The organism is Brevibacterium sp. CFH 10365 (assembly GCF_009299785.1).
In the GTDB taxonomy this organism is placed as follows: domain Bacteria; phylum Actinomycetota; class Actinomycetes; order Actinomycetales; family Brevibacteriaceae; genus Brevibacterium; species Brevibacterium limosum.
This window is the reverse complement of sequence record NZ_VIGO01000001.1, coordinates 693,921-714,327: the sequence shown is the minus strand read 5'-3', so window position 1 is coordinate 714,327 and position 20,407 is coordinate 693,921. Positions and strand designations below refer to the sequence as shown.

Below are 20,407 nucleotides of genomic sequence, written 5' to 3'. Positions count from 1 at the left end.
GTCGACATCGAGCTCGCGACCGCGAGCTCGACACGGATCCAGCGAGCGAAACTATTCGAACATAGGGTCTCGGATGATTCTCGAATGCGAGATCCGCACTCTGATCACCCTTTTCGCCCGGCACTCCTGAGGTGGGCACAAATCGGATAGGCTGTGTAAAGTTTTCCGAGCAGTATCGAGCCTGTGACTCGCAACCCGGAATCTTGTGCCAGATGCCCAGTGCAGGTCGGGTGGCCACCCCGAAGGAGTAAAGTGAACGCGGAAGCATCCCCCTTGAAGTTCAAAGTCAATCGCGACGTGCTCGCTGACGCTGTTGCCTGGGCGACCAAGACTCTGCCCAGCCGTCCTTCCGCTCCGGTCCTCACCGGCATCCTCATCACCGCCGAAACCGGTGGCACAGTGCGCCTGGCCGTGTTCGACTACGAAGTCTCCTCACGCGTCGAGATCGTCGCCGATGTCGCCTCCGCCGGAACCGTCCTCGTCTCCGGTCGCCTGCTCGCCGACATCTCCAAGGCGCTGCCGAACCAAGAGGTCACCCTCGAACAGATCGATGCGAAGGTCGACGTCACCTGCGGATCCTCACGCTTCTCGCTGATGACGATGCCCGTGAGCGAATACCCCGCATTGCCGCAGATCCCCGACGACTCCGGCACCGTTTCGGCTGGTGAGTTCCAGAACGCCGTCTCCCAGGTCACGATCGCGACCTCGAAGGACGACACCCTGCCGATCCTCACCAGCGTCCGGGTCGAGATCGAAGGCGAGAAGGTCACAATGCTCGCCACCGACCGCTATCGTCTGGCCGTTCGCGAATTCACCTGGAACCCGGGACGCCCCGACGTCTCTGCTGTGGCCCTGTTGCGCGGACGCACGCTCTCCGATGTCTCGAAGTCACTCGGCGGCGATGTCACCATCGGTCTGAGCACCGATGCCGGCAAGGACCTGATCTCCTTCACCTCGGCCGGCCGAGTCACCACGTCGCTGCTCATCGAAGGCGAATACCCGAAGGTGCGGTCGCTGTTCCCGGACTCGGTGCCGATCCATGCCATCGTCGAAACCGCTGTGCTGCGTGAAGCCGTGCGCCGTGTCTCGCTCGTGGCCGAGCGCAACACCCCGCTGCGCTTCGAGGTCACCGACGGCATGCTCACACTCCACGCCGGAACCGGCGACGACGCTCAGGCGTCCGAAGCCGTCGAAGCGACCCTGCAGGGCGAAGAGATCACCGTCGGCTTCAACCCGCACTACATCGCCGAGGGCCTCGCCGCGGTCGAGAGCCCGTACGTGAACTTCTCCTTCACTCAGCCGATGAAACCGGTCATCATCTCCGGTCAGAAGGAACTCGACGCTTCCGCCGACGAGTCGTACCGCTACCTGCTCATGCCCACGCGCATCTGAATGTGGATATCCCGACTCTCCCTGCGTGACTATCGGTCGTATCCGGAACTCGACCTCGAGTTCTCACCCGGAGTCACCACATTCGTGGCCGACAACGGGACCGGGAAGACCAATATCGTCGAGGCGATCGGGTACCTCGCTCATCAGCGCTCCCATCGGGTCGCCTTCGACGCCCCGTTGGTCCGCGACGGCAGGCCGGCCGCGACCGTGTCCGCTCTGGTCAACCGGGATCAGCGGCACGCCACCGTCGAGGTGACCATCCAGGCCAAGGGTGCCAACCGCGCTCGGGTGAATCGCAACGCGGTCAAGCTCAAGGACATCCTCGGCCTCGTCTCCTGCGTCGTCTTCGCTCCCGAGGACCTCAGCCTGGTGCGCGGTGAACCGGCCGAACGCCGGTCCTGGATCGACACCCTCGTAGTAGCGCGCAATCCCCGCTTCGCCTCGATCATCACGGACTTCGAGCGTGCACTCAAACAACGCAACGCTCTGCTCAAACGCCTCCGCGACGACCGCGATCCCGGTCTCGAGTCGACTCTCGACATCTGGAACATGGCCTACGCGGACTCCGCAGCCGAGCTCGTCTTCGGTCGGCAGCGCATCCTCGCAGACATCGTCGAGCCGCTGCAGACGAACTTCGCCTATATCGCCGCCGACGCACGGCTCGAGCGGCAGGGCGCCCATATCGCCTACGACTCGCGCATCGACTACTCGCAGGCCGAATCCGCTGCCGAATGCAGGGAGCTGCTGCTCGCAGCCCTCGATCGCCGCCGCACGACGGAGATCGAGCGTGGACTGACCCTGCACGGACCCGGACGCGATGACCTCTCTCTGATGGTCGGAGACCATCCGGCCAAGGGCTACGCCTCACACGGAGAGACCTGGTCACTGGCACTGGCCATGCAGCTGGCCGGCTGGGACCTGCTCTCCGCGGATGCCGGAAGCGCCGCCGAACAGCCGATCCTCGTCCTCGACGACGTCTTCGCCGAACTCGACTCCGGTCGGCGACAGCGGCTGGCCTCACGAGTGGCCTCGGCCGAACAGGTCTTCATCACCGCCGCTGTCGACTCCGATCTGCCCGATGGTCTGGAAGGCACTCGGATCGATGAGTCCCGACTCGTGCAGAGCAGCGCATCATGAGCGGCATCGCCCGCGACTTCTCTACTCCCGTCGCCTCCCTCGAAGCCCTCGACCGAGTGCGGCGCATGGAGGTCACCGAAGCGAAGTTCGTCCGCAGCCGTCGACGCTCCCGCCTGCGCGGAGAAGTCGTCTACTCCGGATCGGGCAGAGACTGCCGCGACCCGAAGACGGTGTCATCAGTCCTCGGTTCGCTCATCTCCGACCGCGGCTGGTCGTCCTCACTCGACATCGGCAAGGTCCTCGGCCGGTGGCCGGATCTCGTCGGGCCCCAGGTGGCCCAGCATGCGACGCCCGTCGACTTCTCTCCTCCGCTGCTCGTCATCGCCGCGGACTCGACGACCTGGGCGACCCAGCTGCGAGTGCTCAAACCGACGATCCTGCGCAAGCTCGAGGAAGGACTCGGCTCGGCGACGATCACCGAGATCGAGATCAAGGGGCCGCAGGGGCGCAGCTTCAAGCGGGGCCGACGATCTGTGGCCGGCCGTGGACCCCGGGACACATTCGGCTGAGGTCCGGGCCGCCTCGGCGAAATTCGGGGAAGTCGCCCTGGATTTTCAGAAAGAACACAGAAGGCCTCAAACGGCCATAGCCGCTCCCTCACCTGTCCGGGGGTACATCTGCGGCACGAAAATTCGGGAAATACGCCTTCACAGGCCGCTTACGGGCATTTCAGCGTCGGGCGCGGTAGAATGGGGAGCTGATAGCGACCATCCGAACAAGGAGTCATATGACGACCGAGGATCAGCCTCATTATGATGCCGGCGACATCACTGTACTCGAGGGTCTCGAGGCAGTCCGGAAACGACCCGGCATGTACATCGGTTCGACCTCGGAACGCGGTCTCCACCACCTCGTCCAGGAGATCGTCGACAACTCCGTCGATGAGGCGATGGCCGGCTATTGCGATCATATCGAGGTCACCATCCTCGCCGACGGCGGCGTCCGCGTCTCCGACGACGGACGTGGAATGCCCGTGGCCATGCACCCGACGGAGAACAAGCCGACCGTTGAGGTGATCCTCACGATCCTCCACGCCGGCGGTAAGTTCGGCGGCGGCGGATATGCCGTGGCCGGCGGTCTCCACGGTGTGGGTTCGACCGTGGTCAACGCGCTGTCCGAACGCCTCGAAGTCGAGGTCAAGCGTGACGGCCATGTGTGGACGATGGACTTCGTCCGCGGTGTGCCCACAGGCGAACTGCAGCGCGGTGAGGCGACCGAGGAGACCGGCACGACCGTGACCTTCTGGCCGGACGGATCGATCTTCGAGACCACGGACTTCTCCTACGAATACCTGCGTGCGCGCTTCCAGCAGATGGCCTTCCTCAACAAGGGCCTGAAGATCAGCCTCACCGATGAGCGCCACAACGAGGTCGATGACGATGAGGTCCAGATCGATGAGGACGAGGCGAGTGAGTGGAAGCCGCGCACCGCCACCTACGAATACGAGCATGGTCTGCTCGACTACGTCGAGTACCTCAACTCGACGAAGAAGGCCGATCTCGTCCACCCCGATGTCATCGTCTTCGAAGCCGAAGAGGGCGAACAGACTCTGTCGCTCGAGATCGCGATGCAGTGGACGACGTCGTACAACGAGTCCGTGCACACCTACGCCAACGTCATCAACACCCACGAGGGCGGCACTCACGAAGAGGGCTTCCGCACCGCGCTGACCTCGCTGGTCAACGCGTATGCGAAGGAACAGAAGCTGCTGCGCGACAAGGATCCCAACCTCACCGGCGACGACATCCGCGAAGGTCTGACCGCCGTCATCTCCGTCAAGCTCGGCGATCCGCAGTTCGAAGGTCAGACGAAGACGAAACTCGGCAACTCCGAGGTCAAGGGCTTCGTCCAGCGCGTGGTCCGTGACGAACTCGGACACTGGTTCGAGTCGAACCCGGCACAGGCGAAGGACGTCGTGCGCAAGGCCCTGCAGGCCTCCCAAGCGCGGATGGCCGCCCGCAAGGCCCGCGAAGCCACCCGGCGCAAGGGGCTGCTCGAGTCCTCAGGCATGCCCGGCAAGCTCAAGGACTGCCAGTCGAAGGACCCGACGATCTCTGAGGTCTTCATCGTCGAGGGCGATTCGGCCGGCGGCTCGGCGACTCAGGGCCGCAACCCGAACACTCAGGCGATCCTGCCGCTGCGCGGAAAGATCCTCAACGTCGAGAAGGCACGACTCGACCGGGCACTGGGCAACAACGAAGTCCAGGCGATGATCACCGCCTTCGGCACCGGCATCGGTGAGGAATTCGATCTCGAGAAGCTGCGCTACCACAAGATCGTCCTCATGGCCGATGCCGACGTCGACGGTCAGCACATCACGACCCTGCTGCTGACGCTGATCTTCCGCTACATGAAGCCGCTCATCGAGCACGGCTACGTCTACCTCGCCACCCCGCCGCTCTACCGCCTCAAATGGTCGAACGCTCCACACCAGTTCGCGTACACGGACAAGGAACGCGACGGACTGCTCGAAACCGGGCGGGCCGCAGGCAAGCGACTGCCCAAGGACCTCGCGATCCAGCGCTACAAGGGTCTGGGCGAGATGAACTACGAGGAGCTGTGGGAGACGACGATGGATCCCGACCACCGACTGCTCAAGCAGGTGTCCCTCGACGATGCGATCGTCGCCGACGAGATCTTCACCGTCCTCATGGGCGATGACGTGGATTCGCGTCGTCGCTTCATCCAGGAGAACGCGAAGGACGTCCGCTTCCTCGACATCTGAGCATCCACCCTCACCGGGCAGCCGCTTCGGTGAGGGTGGGTTCGCAGTCACGCCCCAATCTTTGAACTCACCAATCGCCGCCGCACACGGTTGAGATCCAACCGGACACGGTTCGAACACAAGGGAAGAGCCCACATTGGCCGACGAGAACGATATCGGAACAGACATCAACCGGATCGAACAGGTTGATCTCAACCTCGAAATGCAGAGGTCCTACCTCGACTACGCGATGAGCGTGATCGTCGGACGTGCCCTGCCGGACGTCCGCGACGGTCTCAAGCCCGTCCACCGTCGCGTCCTCTACGCGATGTTCGACGGCGGCTACCGTCCCGACCGGAACTTCTCCAAGTGCTCCCGCGTCGTCGGCGACGTCATGGGCCAGTACCACCCGCACGGCGACACGGCGATCTACGACGCCATGGTCCGCCTCGTGCAGCCGTGGACGATGCGCTACCCTCTCGTGTCCGGTCAGGGCAACTTCGGGTCCCCGGGCGACGACGGTGCGGCCGCCCCCCGTTATACCGAGTGCAAGATGGCGCCCCTGGCCATGGAGATGGTCCGGGACATCGAAGAAGGCACCGTCGACTTCCAGGACAACTATGACGGGCGCAACCAGGAACCCATGGTTCTGCCCTCCAGGTTCCCGAACCTCCTGGTCAACGGCTCAGCAGGAATTGCTGTGGGCATGGCCACGAACATACCTCCGCACAACCTCCGCGAAGTCGCCTCGGGCGCGCAGTGGCTGCTGTCCCACCCGGAGGCGAGCAAGGAAGAGGCACTCGAAGCCCTTCTCGGCCTCATCAAGGGACCGGACTTCCCGATGGGCGCGACGGTCCTCGGCCGCAAGGGCATCGAGGACACCTACCGCACCGGCCGCGGATCGATCACCCAGCGTGCCGTCGTCGAGGTCGAAGAGATCCAGGGGCGGACCTGCCTCGTCGTCACCCAGCTGCCGTACATGGTCAACCCGGACACTCTGGCCGCGAAGATCGCCTCCTACGTCAAGGACGGCAAGGTCGCCGGCATCGCGGATCTGCGCGACGAGTCCTCGGGACGCACCGGTCAGCGCCTGGTCATCGTGCTCAAGCGCGATGCCGTGGCCAAGGTCGTGCTCAACAACCTGTACAAGCACACCTCGCTGCAGGAGAACTTCTCCGCGAACATGCTGGCCCTCGTCGACAGCGTGCCGCGCACGCTGAGCATCGACTCGTTCCTGCGCCTGTGGGTCAAGCACCAGATCGAAGTCATCGTCCGCCGCACGCAGTTCCGTCTGCGCAAGGCCGAGGAGCGCGCCCATATCCTGCGCGGCTACCTCAAGGCCCTCGACGCCCTCGACGAGGTCATCGCCCTGATCCGCCGCTCCCCGTCCTCGGACGAGGCACGGACCGGTCTGATGGAGCTGCTCGAGGTCGACGAGATCCAGGCGAATGCGATCCTCGATCTCCAGCTGCGTCGTCTGGCCGCCCTGGAACGTCTGAAGATCCAGGAAGAGGCCGAGAAGATCGAGGCGCAGATCGCCGAATACAAGCACATCCTCGAAACCCCGTCTCGCCAACGTGAGATCGTGTCCGAGGAACTCGACGAGATCGTCGAACGCTACGGTGATGACCGCCGCACGAAGATCCTCGCCGGCTTCGACGGAGACGTCTCCATGGAGGACCTCATCCCCGAGGAAGAGGTCGTCGTCACGATCACTCGCGGCGGCTACGCGAAGCGGACCCAGACGCACCTCTACCGTGCCCAGCACCGAGGCGGCAAGGGCATCAAGGGTGCCGCGCTGCGCGGCGACGACGTCGTCGAACAGTTCTTCGTCACCTCCACCCACAACTGGCTGCTGTTCTTCACGAACACCGGACGCGTGTACCGGGCGAAGGCCTATGAGCTGCCCGAGGGCTCACGCGATGCCAAGGGCCAGCATGTGGCGAACCTGCTCGCCCTCCAGCCGGGCGAGTCGATCGCACAGGTGCTGTCGATCCGTGATTACGAGGTAGCCGACTTCCTCATCCTCGCCACCCGTTCCGGTGTGGTGAAGAAGACCCGTCTGAGCGAGTACGACTCGAACCGCACCGGCGGCGTCATCGCCATCAACCTGCGCGAATACAAGGGTCAGCCCGATGAACTGGTCTCGGCCCGCATCGTCGGCGCCGATGACCATCTGCTGCTGATCTCGCGCAAGGGCATGTCGATCCGCTTCGCCGCCGACGACGAGTCGATCCGTCCCCTGGGCCGGGTCACCGGGGGCGTGACCGGTATGAAGTTCAAGGACGACGACGAGCTGCTGACGATGGACGTCGTTCAGCCCGACACCTATGTCTTCGTCGTCACCGAGGCCGGATACGCCAAGCGCACCCCCGTCGACGAGTACCGTCTCCAGGGCCGCGGCGGCCTGGGAATCCGGGTTGCGAAGATCACCGAACAGCGCGGAGACTTGGTAGGCGGACTCATCGTCGAAGACGGTGAGGAGGTCCTCGTGGTCATGGAGCGCGGTAAGATCGTTCGATCGAGCATCGATGAAGTTCCGGCGAAGGGACGCAACACCATGGGTGTGGTGTTCGCGAAACCGGACAAGAAAGATCGTATTATCGCAGTGACCCGTGGGCCCGAAGCCGAGGTCGAAGACGAAGACGATGCCGAAGTCCCGGAAGGTGAGGTCGCAGAGCCTCAGGCCGGCAACGAGGATGTGGAAGAGTGAGCGATAGCAAACAGCCAGGCTCAGGCAAGATCATACGCACGTCGAGCGGCTCGACCCGTCTGACGGCCGGATCGTCGAAGTCGGACGAGAAGCCGGCTGACGCCGCCGGTTCGGGCTCGAACTCCGGGTCCGGTTCGGGCACCAAGCAGGGATCCGGCTCCGGTCGCGGTTCCTCTGGACCGAACAGCCAGAACGCCACTGTCGTCGCCCCTCCCGCACCGAAGGCCTCTCCGAAGCCCAACCGGGCTCCCTCGGCCGGTTCGACGCCATCGGCACACACCGGTTCGCAGGGATCAGGTGGACAGACCGGCTCACAGGGAACAGGTGCACCGGCTTCCGGTTCGCAGGGATCGGGCTCCCAAGGATCGGGCGGCGGCCGCAGCGCCACCTCGGTGATGGGAAATGCCGCGAACACCGTCCGCGCCAGCTCCGGCGGCGTGAAGATGGGCGTGAAGAACATGGTCGACAGTGGGAAGGGCAAGAAGAAGAAGGGCCCTCGCACCGTCCGCCTCACCGTCTCTGCGGTCGACCCGTGGTCGGTCATGAAGATGTCGTTCCTCATGTCAGTGGCTATCGGCATCGCGACCATCGTCGCCTTCATCGTGCTGTGGGTCGTGCTGCAGGCGACCGGTGTGATGAGCGGCCTCGAATCGACGATGAGTGAGCTCGCCGGCGCGGAGTCGGCCGAGCGGATCATCGGGATCTTCGGATTCGGCCGGGTCGTCGCAGCCGGCTTCATCATCGCGGTCATCAACATCGTGCTGATGACGGCGCTGTCGACCTTGGCGGCCTTCATCTACAACATCGGCTCCCTCATCGCCGGCGGATTCAGCCTCACCCTCACCGACGACTGACCCCTCCTCAATTACTACCTGACGGCGGCTGAGCAACCTCGCGAGGTTGCTCAGCCGCCGTCAGGTAGTTCTGGGAGGGTGTGAGAGGGGTCACTGAGTGCCGATTTGTGTTTGTCTGCCCTGGATGGGTATTGTTTTACTTCGGGTTCACCCGATGAGGGCCTATAGCTCAGGCGGTTAGAGCGCTTCGCTGATAACGAAGAGGTCCCTGGTTCAAGTCCAGGTAGGCCCACGTCCTGTCACAACAGGATTTCCTTTCGAGGAGGATCATGAGAAGATGGATTCTCAGCGGTCTCACTTTAGTGGGACTGGGAGTGTTCTTCGGGTGGCGGCACCAGAATCAGAGTGCCCAGGCCGAATGGTCCGAACACACCGACTCGGTGTGAGGGTGTGAACCCGCCCGGGGGTATGGCGCAATTGGTAGCGCATCTGCTTTGCAAGCAGAGGGTTAGGGGTTCGAGTCCCCTTACCTCCACTCGAGTAGTTTTGAGACAGCACTCGTAGAACGAAGGCTCCGAACCGATCGGTTCGGAGCCTTCGTCGTCCGCTGGGGCCTCGGGCCAGGCCCTCAGGTCGAGATCTCCTCAGGCGCGCCAGTACCCGAGGTAACCGTCGATGAGGCCGTCATAGGTGTGCAGGCTGCGGTCGCCGTTGAAGTTCTGGTGCCACACCTGACCCTCGTAGTAGATGCCGATATGGCCGTAGGCAGAGGTGTTGTCCCCGTCGCCCCAGACCAGGATGTCGCCGTTCTCGAACTTCTGGTCGGTGTGCCAGGTGAAGCCGTTCGCCTTCATCTTCGCCCCGCCGGAGCCGCCTGCTTGGTAGTCGACGGCGTTGCCCCACGCTCCGTGGTCGACGCCGTGGACCTCTTCGAGGGCCCGGGAGATGAGGCTGACGCATTCTCCCTGATACCCGCCCTGCGAGTTCGCCAGCGACTGGCCCTCGTAATGCTTGAGGAAGTCTCCGATGCTCGAGAACTTCTTCTCCGCTTCTGCACCGGCGGAGGCGGGCGCCGAGGCGGTGCCGGAGTCTGCGGCCGGAACCGAGTTCTCAGCCCCCGCGGTAAAGGCGGGCGGTGCCGCCGGCTCGGCGGCCGAGGCGATCGTGCCGGTGCCGAGCACGGCTGCTCCGGCGATCATCGCAGCTGTCATGGTCTTCGTGGTGACGTTCTTCAGAGTCATTCTCATCCGTTCGTTCCGCTTGACTGTGTGACTGGTACTGGTGTTTCCAGGAGACGGATCGTCTCTGGGACGAATCGCCGCCTCTGCCGACGCTAACAGCGCCGGAATGAACATCCGATACGTCGAATCGAAGAGACGGTGAACTCGCTCGCCATCGAATATCCCATTGACCTCGCCGAGGCGGCCCGGCGTCACCGATGCCCGCCGTGACGAAGATCGCTGAGATTTCGGGTTCTCCCCACTGTCGGCCGGAAACGGGAATACGTTAGTCTGAGTTGCTGTTCCTACTTTCGTCTGCGCGTCGACTCGGCATCTGCGTGCGACCTCCGCCCACATCCGGGGCCCAACAGATACATCCGAACGGAGCACCGTCTTGTCCAGCGACAGCTCATCCGCACACGCGCAGACACATCAGCCCGAGACCATCGACCCCGCAGGCATGAAGGTCATCTGGCTGCTGCTGGTGGCCGCCTTCGTGGCCATCCTCAACGAGACGACGATGGCCATCGCCATCCCCGAACTCAATAAGGCCCTCGGCATCCCGCCCGAGCTCGGTCAATGGCTGACCAGTGCTTTCATGCTCACCATGGCCGTCGTCATTCCGACGACCGGCTTCCTCCTCCAGCGATTCACCACGCGCCAGATCTTCTTGGCCGCGATGATCCTGTTCTCCGCGGGCACGCTCATCTGCCTGGTCTCGCAGGGATTCATCCTGCTCCTCATCGGACGGATCGTCCAAGCCGCAGGCACCGGCATCATGATGCCGCTGCTGATGACGACGATGATGAACGTGGTCCCCGCACACTCGCGAGGTCGGATGATGGGTCGAGTCGGCCTCGTCATCTCGCTGGCCCCGGCCATCGGACCGACGATGTCGGGCATCGTGCTCGATTCGCTGGGCTGGCGCTGGCTCTTCGGCATCATCCTGCCCATCGCGCTCATCGCGCTGGCACTCGGCGCGAAATGGATGACCAACCTCGGCGAGTCGACCCACGCCCCGATCGACGTCGTCTCCATCATCCTGTCGGTATTCGCCTTCGGCGGCATCGTCTACGGACTCAGCCAGTTCGGCGGCGGTGAAGCCGGCGGCGGATCCCAGAGCACACTGGCCTGGGCGACGATCGGCGGCGGAGTGGTCTTCCTCGCCCTCTTCGTCTGGCGCCAGCTCGTCCTGCAGAAGGACGATCGTGCCCTGCTCGACCTCCGCGTGTTCAGTTCCCGCAACTATGTCTTTTCGGTCATCATTATGGCCGTCGTCGCACTGTCGATGTTCGGCACGTTCTCCCTGCTGCCGCTGTACCTGCAGAGCGTCGTCGGGCTCGGCGCCACTCAGTCCGGCCTCGTCCTCCTGCCGGGTTCGGTGATCATGGGTCTGCTCGGGCCGGTGATGGGTCGCATCTACGACGCGCGGGGGCCGAAGACGCTGCTCGTGCCCGGCACGATCATGATCGCCGTGTCGATGTTCGCGTATTCGACGGCCGGGGTGGGCACGCCGATCTGGCTGCTCATCATCGTCCAGATCGTCATGTCGCTGGGCCTCGCCGGATCGTTCACCCCGCTGTTCTCCGCCTCGTTGGGATCGTTGGAGCGCCACCTGTACTCGCATGGTTCGGCCGCGCTGAACACCCTGCAGCAGGTCGCGGGAGCCGCGGGCACCGCACTGCTCATCTCGATCTACTCCGCGGCCCTGCACTCGGGTCAGGCGGAGGGCAAGTCCATCCCCGAGGCGGGTGCCCCCGGCGGCCACGCCGCGTTCCTGCTGGCGACGGTCATCGCGATCGTTCCCGTCGTCCTCGCGTTCTTCATTCGCAAGCCCGAGGATCAGGACGACCACCCCGCCGAGGTGGTCGAGCCGGCCGACGCTCCCGCCGAATGACCGGCGCTTCGTCGACCGACTGATACGCCCGTCGGCCGCCTCGGTGATTCGAGGTCTCTCCTTGGTACGGTGACCACATGACCTCCTCTCTGCCCTCGGATCCGACGTCCTCACCCGAGATCCAGCCGGACGTGCGGGTCCGCGGGGCCAGGGAGCACAACCTGCGCAATATCGATCTCTCCGTGCCCAGGGACGCACTCGTCGTGTTCACGGGAGTGTCCGGATCGGGCAAGTCCTCCCTGGCGTTCGGCACCCTCTACGCCGAATCCCAACGCCGGTATCTCGAATCCGTGGCCCCCTACGCGCGCAGGCTCATCGACCAGGCCGGGGTCCCGGACGTCGATTCGATCACCGGGATGCCGCCGGCCGTGGCCCTGCAGCAGCAGCGAGGCGGCCGCAGCGCCCGCTCGAGCGTCGGCAGCATCACGACCGTCTCCAGCCTCGTGCGCATGCTCTACTCCCGCGCAGGGCACTACCCCGACGATCAGCCGATGCTGCTGGCCGAAGAGTTCTCGACGAACACCGTCGAAGGGGCCTGCCCCGAATGCCACGGCATCGGCCGCGTCTACGAGGTGCCCGAGGAGCGGATGGTCCCGGATCCCACGCTGAGCATCCGAGAGCGGGCGATCGCCTCCTGGCCGAAGGCATGGCACGGCCACCAGCTGCGCGATGTGCTCGTGGCGCTCGGCTACGACGTCGACGTCGCCTGGCAGGACCTGCCGCGCGAACACCGCGACTGGATCCTCTACACCGAGGAGACTCCGCACCTGCCCGTCCACTCCCGGCTCACCCTCGCCGAGGCGCGCGAAGCGATCGCCGCAGGTGCCGAACCGACCTATTCGGGAACGTTCGTCGGCGCCCGGAAGTACGTGCTCGACACCTTCGCGAACACGAAGAGCACCGCGATGAAGCGGCGGGTCGCCGAGTTCCTCGCCGCCGGGTCCTGCCCGGTCTGCCACGGCAAGAAACTCAAGCCCGAGGCCCTGTCCGTGACGATCGCCGGCCTCGACATCGCCGAGTTCTCCGCCCTGCCGCTGCACGAACTCATGACCATCCTCCACGACGCCGTCGCAGAGGCCGGAACATCCCTGGACGCTGACGGTGACGACGATTCACCCGGTGAGCACCTCTCCTCCGCTGACGGCTCATCCGCCGGTGAACATCCGTCCATAGAGAAGCTCGCCGCGTTCGTCCGCCTCGGCGAAGGACTCATCGATCGTCTGCGGCCCATCAACGATCTCGGACTCGGCTACCTCTCGCTCGATCGGACCACCCCGACGCTGTCCGGCGGAGAGCTCCAGAGACTGCGGCTGGCAACCCAACTGACCTCGGAGCTCTTCGGTGTCGTCTATGTTCTCGACGAACCCTCGGCCGGCCTCCACCCGCAGGACGTCGATGCGCTGATGGGCATCCTCGACGGCTTGAAGGCGCGCGGCAACAGTCTCTTCGTCGTCGAACACTCCGTCGACATCATGCGGGAAGCCGACTGGCTCGTCGACATCGGGCCCGGTGCCGGCGAACGCGGCGGAGAGGTCCTCTTCAGCGGCCCCACCGCCGGCCTCGCCGAGGTCGAAGAGTCCGTGACGCGCGGGTATGTCTTCGGCAGCCGCGGACTGGAACGCCACGAACTCCGCGATCCCCAGGGGTGGCTGCGCCTGGAGGACATCCGCCGCAACAACCTCGTCGACGTCAGCGTCGAGGTGCCGTTGGGCGCGCTGACCGCGGTCACCGGTGTCTCGGGTTCCGGGAAGTCCAGCCTGGTCAGCCAGGTGCTGCCCGTGCTCGTCGGTGACCGGCTCGGTTCGCCCTCCGAGGCGGCCGACCCCGAACCCGAGGGCGACGATCTGCTGCTCGTCGACGAATCCGAGGAGCTGCGCGGCACCGTGACCGGCGACCTCACGGGCATCCGTCGGGTCGTGAGCATCGATCAGAAGCCCATCGGTCGCACCCCGCGCTCGAATGTCGCGACCTACACCGGTCTGTTCGATCATGTCCGCCGACGCTTCGCCGAGACTCCCGAAGCCAGGGAACGCGGGTTTAGGCCCGGCCGATTCTCCTTCAACGTCACCGGCGGACGGTGCCCGACCTGCGAAGGCGAAGGCTTCGTCATGGTCGAACTGCTCTTCCTGCCCTCGGTCTACACCGAATGCCCGGACTGCCACGGCACCCGCTTCCAGTCGAGCACGCTCGAAGTCCTCTGGCGCGGACGCAATGTCGCCGAGATCCTCGCTATGAGCGTCGAAGAGGCCCACGAGTTCTTCACCGGCGAATTCGACATCATCCGCTCCCTGACCGCGCTCATCGACGTCGGGCTCGGCTATCTGCGCCTCGGGCAGCCCGCCACCGAACTCTCCGGAGGTGAAGCGCAGCGGGTCAAACTCGCCAGCGAACTGCAGCGCTCTGGGCGGGGCGACACCCTCTACGTCCTCGACGAACCGACCTCGGGTCTGCACTGCGCCGATGCCGACCGCCTCGTCGCTCACCTGCAGTCACTCGTCGATGCCGGCAACACCGTCGTCATGGTCGAACTCGATATGCGAGTCGTCGCCGTCGCCGACCACATCATCGAACTCGGCCCGGGTGCCGGTGACAGCGGAGGCCGGGTCGTGGCAACCGGCACACCCGCCGACGTCGTCGCCGCCGGTGCGGGCCCGTCGGCGAAATACCTGGCCGCAGCACTGAGGGAATGATGCCGGGGGCGGTGATGTGAGCCACACGCGCCCTCCAGCCCGACCCGCGCAATCCGCTGAGCAGAGCGGATCGCGCGGGTCGGTGCGATTGTTGGAGACGTCTAAGTCTCAGTTGTCCGTAGACACACCCGATCCGCGCCGGGAAGTCTGGAAGACATGCCCACCGCACTCATTCGCCGCATCGCCGTCTGCCTGGTCCTCGCCGCACCCGCCGTGGTGCTGCGCATCACCGGCACCGAGGCGGCCCCGGTCCTCGAGCTCTTCGTCTTCGGCACCGCGGTCGTTGCGGCTGCCTTCCTCCTGGCCTGGGCCGCCGAGGCGGCGCAGAAGGACATCTCGGGAGCCCTCGCGATCGCGCTGCTTGCGCTCATCGCCGTCCTGCCCGAATACGCTGTGGACCTCTACTATGCGTTCCGGTCGGGAACGGATCCCGACTACCTGCATTTCGCGGCCGCGAACATGACCGGGTCGAACCGACTGCTGCTCGGCTTCGGTTGGCCGCTCGTCGTCATCGTCGCCCTCCTCGTCGCCCGCCGCACGACCGAGCGCAGCGCCCCCAGCGTGTCGGCGACCGGCCCGGAGTCGGAATCGGCGGTTCACGCCCCGGGGCGGGCTGATCAGCTGCGTGCTCCGCGTTCGCTGCGACTCGACTCGGGCGCTCGGATGGACATCGGATTCCTCGTCATCCTCGGTGTTCTTGCGTTCGCCATCCCGCTCATGGGCAGCATCCCGATGTGGTTCGGCATCGGCCTCGTGCTCATCTTCGCCTTCTACCTGTGGCGGGCCGGCCAGTCCGCCGCGAACGAAGGAGAGGAGTTCGTCGGTGCGGCCGCACTCATCGCGGAAATGCCGAAGAGAGCCCGCCGGGCGACCGTGTTCGCGCTCTTCGCCGTCTCTGCGGCCATCATCATGCTCAGCGCCGAACCCTTCGCCGAGGCGCTCGTGGCCTCAGGTGAGAGCCTCGGCATCGACAGTTACTTCCTCGTCCAGTGGCTGGCCCCGCTGGCCTCGGAGTCACCGGAGTTCATCATCGCCGCGATGTTCGCCCTGCGTGGTATGGGTGCCGCAGCGATCGGCACGCTCATCGCCTCGAAGGTCAACCAGTGGAGCCTGCTGGTCGGGTCCCTGCCGATCGCCCACTTCGCCGGCGGCGGCGGTCTCGGGCTGCCCCTCGGCGGTCGCCAGATCGAGGAGTTCACGCTCACGGCCACGCAGACCGTCCTCGGTGTGGCGATCATCCTGGCCCTGCGTTTCCACTGGACACCGGCACTCGGGTTGGCGGGTCTGTTCGGGCTGCAGTTCTTCGTCACGGACACGTCCGGACGCTACGTCCTCTCCGCGATCCAGGCGGGGCTGGCCATCGTCTTCCTCATCCTCCACCGGGGTGACATTCTCCCCACCCTCGCGGCTCCCTTCCGCCGTCCGCCGCGTGGGTCTGCAGATGAGAGCGGGGACGATCCCCTCGCCGAGGCGGCTCCCGCCGACCGAGTCCCACATCGTGGTCCGCAGGCTGAGTCCGCGAGCGAAACCGGTCATGCGAAGGCCGATGCGTAGAATGAGGACCATGCCGCGCCCCAGTGTCACTCGCATGGTCGAGGACTACGTCACCCTCATCTGGAAGGCCTACGAATGGCCCGGCGGTCGTCCCGCCACCACCGAGATGGCCGAGCAGCTGGGAGTCACCGCCTCGACGGTGTCGGCGAACCTCAAGAAGCTCGCCCGCGACGGCTATATCGACTACGAACCCTACGGCAGCATCGTCCTCACCGAGACCGGCCGTGAGATCGCCGTGGCCATCGTCCGCCGCCACCGAATCGTCGAGACCTACCTCGTCGAGGCCCTCGGGCTGAGCTGGGATCAGGTCCATGACGAGGCCGACCGGCTGGAACATGCCGTGTCAGATCTCGTGCTCGAACGGATGAACGCCGTGCTCGGCCACCCGGAGCGGGACCCGCACGGCGACCCCATCCCGGACACTCAGGGTCATACGTCTCCGGTGCCGAGCCGTCGGCTGGAGGAGACGACACCCGGTGTCGAGGTCGAAGTGGTGCGCGTTTCGGACCGTTCGCCGGAACTGCTGCGCTACCTCACCGAGCGGGGGATCGTCATCGGCACGCACCTGACGGTGACGTCCGTCAGCTCGGCCGCCTCATCGATCGCCATCGACATCGACGGAGAGCACATCGAACTCGCCCTCGACGCCGCGGAGGCGATCCGCGTCGACCCCAGCCTCGGCTGAGGCTGCTGCGCCGCGCGAACGCGAACAGCTCATTGCCGGTGGAACGACCTCCAACACAAGCGATACACACGACAACGCCCGGTCGGCTGCGAGTCATTCGCAGCCGACCGGGCGTCTCCCATCGCTCCGAGGCCTCAGACCCCGGCAGCGCACGGATCAGTTGTGCACGCGGATGAGGTGCTCGTTGGTGAAGGCCTGGAACGCCCACTGAGCGTTCTCACGGCCGTAGCCGGAGCGGTTGATGCCGCCGAACGGGTATTCGGGGCCCGACTCCATGTGGGCGTTGATGAGCGTCATTCCGGCGTTGATCTTCTTGCCGAACTCCTGACCCTTCTCAAGGTCATCGGTCCATACCGAGGACATGAGGCCGTACTCGGTGTCATTGGCCAGACGCAGGGCGTCCTCTTCGTCCTTGGCCCGGTAGATCATCACGGCCGGTCCGAAGAGCTCGTTGCAGCCGAGGTCCGAGCGCGGGTCGATGTCGGTGATCACGGCCGGGGACATGAACCAGCCCGGACGGTCGAGCTTCTTGCCGCCGGTGAGCAGGGTCGCACCATCGGCCACGGCCTTGTCGATCATCTCGACGATCTCGTCGCGGGCACCTTCGGAGGACACGGGACCCATGCCGACCTCGGGGTCGTCGAAGTCGGAGATCTTCATCGCCTCAGTGGCCTTGACGGCCTCTGCGACGAATTCGTCGTAGAGCTCATCGACGACGATCATGCGCTTGGGCGAGGTGCAGACCTGACCGGCATTCGCCAGACGCAGTCCGACGAGCTTCTGCGCCACTGACGGCACATCCTTCGAGTCGAGGACGACGGCCGGGTCGTTTCCGCCGAGCTCGAGCACGGCGCGCTTGTAGTACTTCGCGGCGATCGCGGCCACCGAGGCACCGGCACCCTCGGAGCCGGTGAGCGAGAAGCCCTTGACGCGGAAGTCCTTGAGGACCTCCTCGGCGTGGGAGGAGTCGAGGTAGATGTTCTGGTAGACGCCCTTCGGCAGTCCCGCCTCGGTGAGCAGATCCTCGAAGTACTGCGAGGACTTCGGGCAGATCGAGGCCTGCTTCATCATGATCGAGTTGCCGACCATGAGGTTCGGCAGCACGAAGCGGGCGATCTGGTTGTACGGGAAGTTCCACGGCATGATGCCCAGCAGCACGCCCAGGGGCTGGTGCTCGACATAGCTGGAGGCAGCCCCGGCGGCGGCCAGGTGTGTGGTGGACAGATGGGTGGCGGCGTTGTCGGCCATCCAGCGGGCGGTGCGGGCGACCTTGTCGACCTCGCCGAGGCCCTGCTTCTTGATCTTGCCCATCTCACGACCGATGATGTCGGTCATCTCATCGGCGTTCTCATCGACGAGATCGGCGAACTTGCGCAGGATCGCCGCGCGCTCATGAAGCGGTGTCTCCTTCCACGCCAGATGTGCCTCATGGGCACGATCGATGTAGTCAGGGATCTCTTCGACGGGTACGGAGGCGAACTCCTCCTCGACCTCGCCGGTGTTGGCATTGGTGACAGCGAATTTGCTCATGGAACGTCCTTTCACGGATTGACGATCTGTGCCCTGTAACAAACTACAGTCTCCCGCCATTCCGCGACACTTGAGTCCATCCTTGGGACTAGCAGACCGCCTCGGCGAGGGTGGATTCCGTCTGCCGTACCCACGTCCGTTCGACGCGGATCGCCACGGCCACCACGACGAGCGCAGCAAGCGCAAGGACGATGGCGGCGACGACCGTGGCGGGGAAGCCGAAGCCGGCCGCGATGACCCAGGCGCCGACGGCCGGGCCAAGCGCATTGCCGACGTTGAAGGCCGAGGTATTCGCGCTCGCGGCCAGGGTCGGAGCCTGAGTCGCGATCTGGAAGACCCGGGAATTGAGCGCCCCGGCGATGGAGAATCCGCTGGCACCGACGAGGACGATCATGATGACGGCGAGGATCGCATCGTCCGCGACCAGCCACAGGGCACCGAGGCTGAGCACCAGAGCCGCGAGGCTGCCGACGATATTGCCGAAGATGTTCCTATCGGCCAAGCGCCCGCCGATGACGACACCGACGAAAGCACCCACGCCGAAGGCGGCGAGCACCGTAGGAACGAGGTCCGCTGACAGGCCCGCGACCCGTGTGAGCAGGGGAGAGAAATAGGAGAAGGACGCGAACACCGAAGCCTGGAACAGAGCCGTCGTGCCCAGGGCCAACCAGATTCGAGGCCCCTTGAAGGCGGCGATCTCGGCAGTCAGCAGGGCCCGCAGGCTGGGGGCTGCCTCGGTGGGTGTAGGCGATTCTGCTTTGTCGGGGTCGGTGGGCTTGACGTCCGACCGGGTGGTCACGGCGATGAGGACGGCGGCCAGCGCAGTGACGAAGGCGACGGCCCAGAAGGTCAGACGCCACCCGAACTGGGTGCCGATCCACGTGCCCATCGGCACTCCGAGGAGGTTGGCCACAGTGAGTCCGCCGACGAGACTGGCGAGTGCTCGGCCCTGTACGGCGGCGGGCGCGATGGCCGAGGTGTGGACGGCGGCGACGGCCCAGAATCCACCGCAGGCGAAGGCCGACAGCACCCGGGAGACCATGAGCAGTCCGTAGCTCGGTGACAGCGCCGCAATGATGTGGAGGGCGGAGAAGCCGACGATCATGGCGATCATCGTCGCCCTCCTGGGCAGGGTCAGCGTCAACAGCGTCATGGCTGGTGCTCCGACGATCATGCCGACGGCGAAACCGCTGATGAGCAGGCCCGCCTGCGGGATGGTCACACCCAGATCCGCGCTCAGAGGTTCGAGGATTCCGGCGATCATGAACTCGCTGGTGCCGAGGCAGAAGATCACGGCGGCCAACAGGTAGACCTGTCCGGGGACGCGGGGCCTGAGGGAAGGCGGTGCTGAGGAGTTCATCGAGTGGGGCTGCCTTTCGTCGAGGCGCCTGCGCTCCCGGGGGCACCTGGGTGGTTGAGTGTGGCCCTGCCGGCCGGAGTGCAGAGCCCTGTGACGAAGGCCCGGGCCTGAGCGAGAACGTTCTCTGTGGTCATGACGCGGGCGGCGGTGCGCAGTCCGGCGAGCACGCTGTGAATGAGCTGGGCATGGATTCGGGGGTCGAGGTCGTCGAGGATATGGCCGGAAGTCTGACCTCGCTCGATGATGCCGGCATAGGTGCTCAGCCAGGCATCGCGGTCGGGGTCGAGGATCGAGCACACGGAATCGACCTCGCGGCCGAGCTCGGCTGCCGTGTTCGCCGACAGGCACCCGGTCCGGTTCTCGTCTTCGCACTGTTTCTCCAGCTCGCCGCCGAGGCGGTGCATGAGCAGGACGGGGGCGGGCTCGGCACTGTGGTCGAGCTCCTCCCTGAGCGGGATACCGGTGGCCGTATAGTCGCGCAGGGCGCGCAGGAACACAGCATCGAGGCTGTCGAAGGTGTTGTAGAAGCTCGAGCGTCCGATGCCGGCGCGATCGCAGACGAGTCCGACATCGGTTCCGGCGTAGCCGTGCTCGCTGAACACGGAGATCGCGGCGTCGATCACCGTCTGCTCGTCGAAGCTCTTCTTCCGGCCCATGCTGCGAGCGTAGATTATTTTGGACAGATCTGTCCAGTATTGGAATAGCGACGGGGTCGTTGTCGTGTGTTGGGC

At 65.2% G+C, this 20,407-nt stretch carries 14 protein-coding genes and 2 tRNA genes; 12 read left to right on the top strand and 4 right to left on the bottom strand.

What is annotated here, in order from left to right:
* The first annotated feature begins 252 nt into the window (after nt 1–252).
* The 8 genes from dnaN (at nt 253) to FHG09_RS02975 (ending at nt 9,275) form a co-directional block, all read left to right on the top strand.
* Nucleotides 253–1,392: a DNA polymerase III subunit beta gene (dnaN, locus tag FHG09_RS03010; RefSeq protein WP_193627263.1), complete on the top strand. Its 1,140-nt coding sequence runs from the start codon at nt 253–255 to the stop codon at nt 1,390–1,392.
* Nucleotides 1,393–2,529: a DNA replication/repair protein RecF gene (recF, locus tag FHG09_RS03005; RefSeq protein WP_152346188.1), complete on the top strand. Its 1,137-nt coding sequence runs from the start codon at nt 1,393–1,395 to the stop codon at nt 2,527–2,529.
* Nucleotides 2,526–3,038, top strand: a complete 513-nt coding sequence (locus tag FHG09_RS03000; RefSeq protein WP_152346187.1) for a DUF721 domain-containing protein — start codon at nt 2,526–2,528, stop codon at nt 3,036–3,038. The genes recF and FHG09_RS03000 overlap by 4 nt, the downstream gene beginning before the upstream one ends.
* A gap of 218 nt (nt 3,039–3,256) precedes the next feature.
* Nucleotides 3,257–5,254 carry a DNA topoisomerase (ATP-hydrolyzing) subunit B gene (gene gyrB, locus FHG09_RS02995; protein WP_152346186.1) on the top strand — a complete coding sequence of 666 codons (1,998 nt, stop codon included), beginning with the start codon at nt 3,257–3,259 and terminating at the stop codon, nt 5,252–5,254.
* Nucleotides 5,255–5,390: 136 nt separating this feature from the next.
* Nucleotides 5,391–7,946 (top strand): DNA gyrase subunit A, encoded by a 2,556-nt coding sequence (gyrA, locus tag FHG09_RS02990; RefSeq protein ID WP_152346185.1) that lies wholly within the window; start codon nt 5,391–5,393, stop codon nt 7,944–7,946.
* The gene (locus FHG09_RS19925; protein WP_227492506.1) at nt 7,943–8,800 is read left to right on the top strand and encodes a DUF3566 domain-containing protein; all 858 of its coding nucleotides are present in this window, start codon (nt 7,943–7,945) and stop codon (nt 8,798–8,800) included. Before gyrA ends, FHG09_RS19925 begins: the two co-directional genes overlap by 4 nt.
* A 158-nt stretch (nt 8,801–8,958) precedes the next feature.
* Nucleotides 8,959–9,032: transfer RNA gene (locus FHG09_RS02980), tRNA-Ile, on the top strand.
* Nucleotides 9,033–9,202: 170 nt separating this feature from the next.
* Nucleotides 9,203–9,275 (top strand) — tRNA-Ala (locus FHG09_RS02975).
* 109 nt (nt 9,276–9,384) lie between these two features.
* Here the strand turns inward: FHG09_RS02975 and FHG09_RS02970 are convergent.
* A complete protein-coding gene (locus tag FHG09_RS02970; protein ID WP_152346184.1) occupies nt 9,385–9,981 on the bottom strand; it encodes a CHAP domain-containing protein in 597 nt (198 codons plus the stop codon).
* Nucleotides 9,982–10,354: 373 nt separating this feature from the next.
* Between FHG09_RS02970 and FHG09_RS02965 the strand changes: the two genes are divergently transcribed.
* From FHG09_RS02965 to FHG09_RS02950, 4 genes are all read left to right on the top strand, one after another.
* On the top strand, nt 10,355–11,857 hold the full coding sequence (locus FHG09_RS02965) for an MDR family MFS transporter (protein WP_413773136.1): 1,503 nt from the start codon (nt 10,355–10,357) through the stop codon (nt 11,855–11,857).
* A 77-nt stretch (nt 11,858–11,934) separates the two neighbouring features.
* On the top strand, nt 11,935–14,547 hold the full coding sequence (locus tag FHG09_RS02960) for an excinuclease ABC subunit UvrA (RefSeq protein WP_152346183.1): 2,613 nt from the start codon (nt 11,935–11,937) through the stop codon (nt 14,545–14,547).
* Nucleotides 14,548–14,703: 156 nt separating this feature from the next.
* Entirely contained in the window at nt 14,704–16,101 is a 1,398-nt protein-coding gene (locus FHG09_RS02955; protein ID WP_152346182.1) for a sodium:proton exchanger, read from the top strand.
* Between the two features lie 10 nt (nt 16,102–16,111).
* Complete coding sequence (locus FHG09_RS02950) at nt 16,112–16,786, top strand: metal-dependent transcriptional regulator (RefSeq protein WP_152346181.1); 675 nt, start codon at nt 16,112–16,114, stop codon at nt 16,784–16,786.
* A gap of 156 nt (nt 16,787–16,942) precedes the next feature.
* Here FHG09_RS02950 and FHG09_RS02945 read toward each other — a convergent pair whose 3' ends face one another.
* From FHG09_RS02945 to FHG09_RS02935, 3 genes are all read right to left on the bottom strand, one after another.
* Nucleotides 16,943–18,316 (bottom strand): NAD-dependent succinate-semialdehyde dehydrogenase, encoded by a 1,374-nt coding sequence (locus FHG09_RS02945; protein WP_152346180.1) that lies wholly within the window; start codon nt 18,314–18,316, stop codon nt 16,943–16,945.
* An 88-nt stretch (nt 18,317–18,404) separates the two neighbouring features.
* Nucleotides 18,405–19,676, bottom strand: coding sequence for an MFS transporter (locus FHG09_RS02940; RefSeq protein ID WP_152346179.1), 1,272 nt, complete (start codon nt 19,674–19,676; stop codon nt 18,405–18,407).
* Complete coding sequence (locus FHG09_RS02935; protein WP_152346178.1) at nt 19,673–20,332, bottom strand: TetR/AcrR family transcriptional regulator; 660 nt, start codon at nt 20,330–20,332, stop codon at nt 19,673–19,675. The genes FHG09_RS02940 and FHG09_RS02935 overlap by 4 nt, the downstream gene beginning before the upstream one ends.
* Nucleotides 20,333–20,407 lie beyond the last annotated feature (75 nt).

Coding starts and splice junctions, on each gene's coding strand:
- recF (WP_152346188.1), top strand. CDS start 1,393: ATGTGGATATCCCGACTCTCCCTGCGTGACTATCGGTCGTATCCGGAA.
- FHG09_RS03000 (WP_152346187.1), top strand. CDS start 2,526: ATGAGCGGCATCGCCCGCGACTTCTCTACTCCCGTCGCCTCCCTCGAA.
- gyrB (WP_152346186.1), top strand. CDS start 3,257: ATGACGACCGAGGATCAGCCTCATTATGATGCCGGCGACATCACTGTA.
- FHG09_RS02970 (WP_152346184.1), bottom strand. CDS start 9,981: ATGACTCTGAAGAACGTCACCACGAAGACCATGACAGCTGCGATGATC.
- FHG09_RS02960 (WP_152346183.1), top strand. CDS start 11,935: ATGACCTCCTCTCTGCCCTCGGATCCGACGTCCTCACCCGAGATCCAG.
- FHG09_RS02955 (WP_152346182.1), top strand. CDS start 14,704: ATGCCCACCGCACTCATTCGCCGCATCGCCGTCTGCCTGGTCCTCGCC.
- FHG09_RS02950 (WP_152346181.1), top strand. CDS start 16,112: ATGCCGCGCCCCAGTGTCACTCGCATGGTCGAGGACTACGTCACCCTC.
- FHG09_RS02945 (WP_152346180.1), bottom strand. CDS start 18,316: ATGAGCAAATTCGCTGTCACCAATGCCAACACCGGCGAGGTCGAGGAG.
- FHG09_RS02940 (WP_152346179.1), bottom strand. CDS start 19,676: ATGAACTCCTCAGCACCGCCTTCCCTCAGGCCCCGCGTCCCCGGACAG.
- FHG09_RS02935 (WP_152346178.1), bottom strand. CDS start 20,332: ATGGGCCGGAAGAAGAGCTTCGACGAGCAGACGGTGATCGACGCCGCG.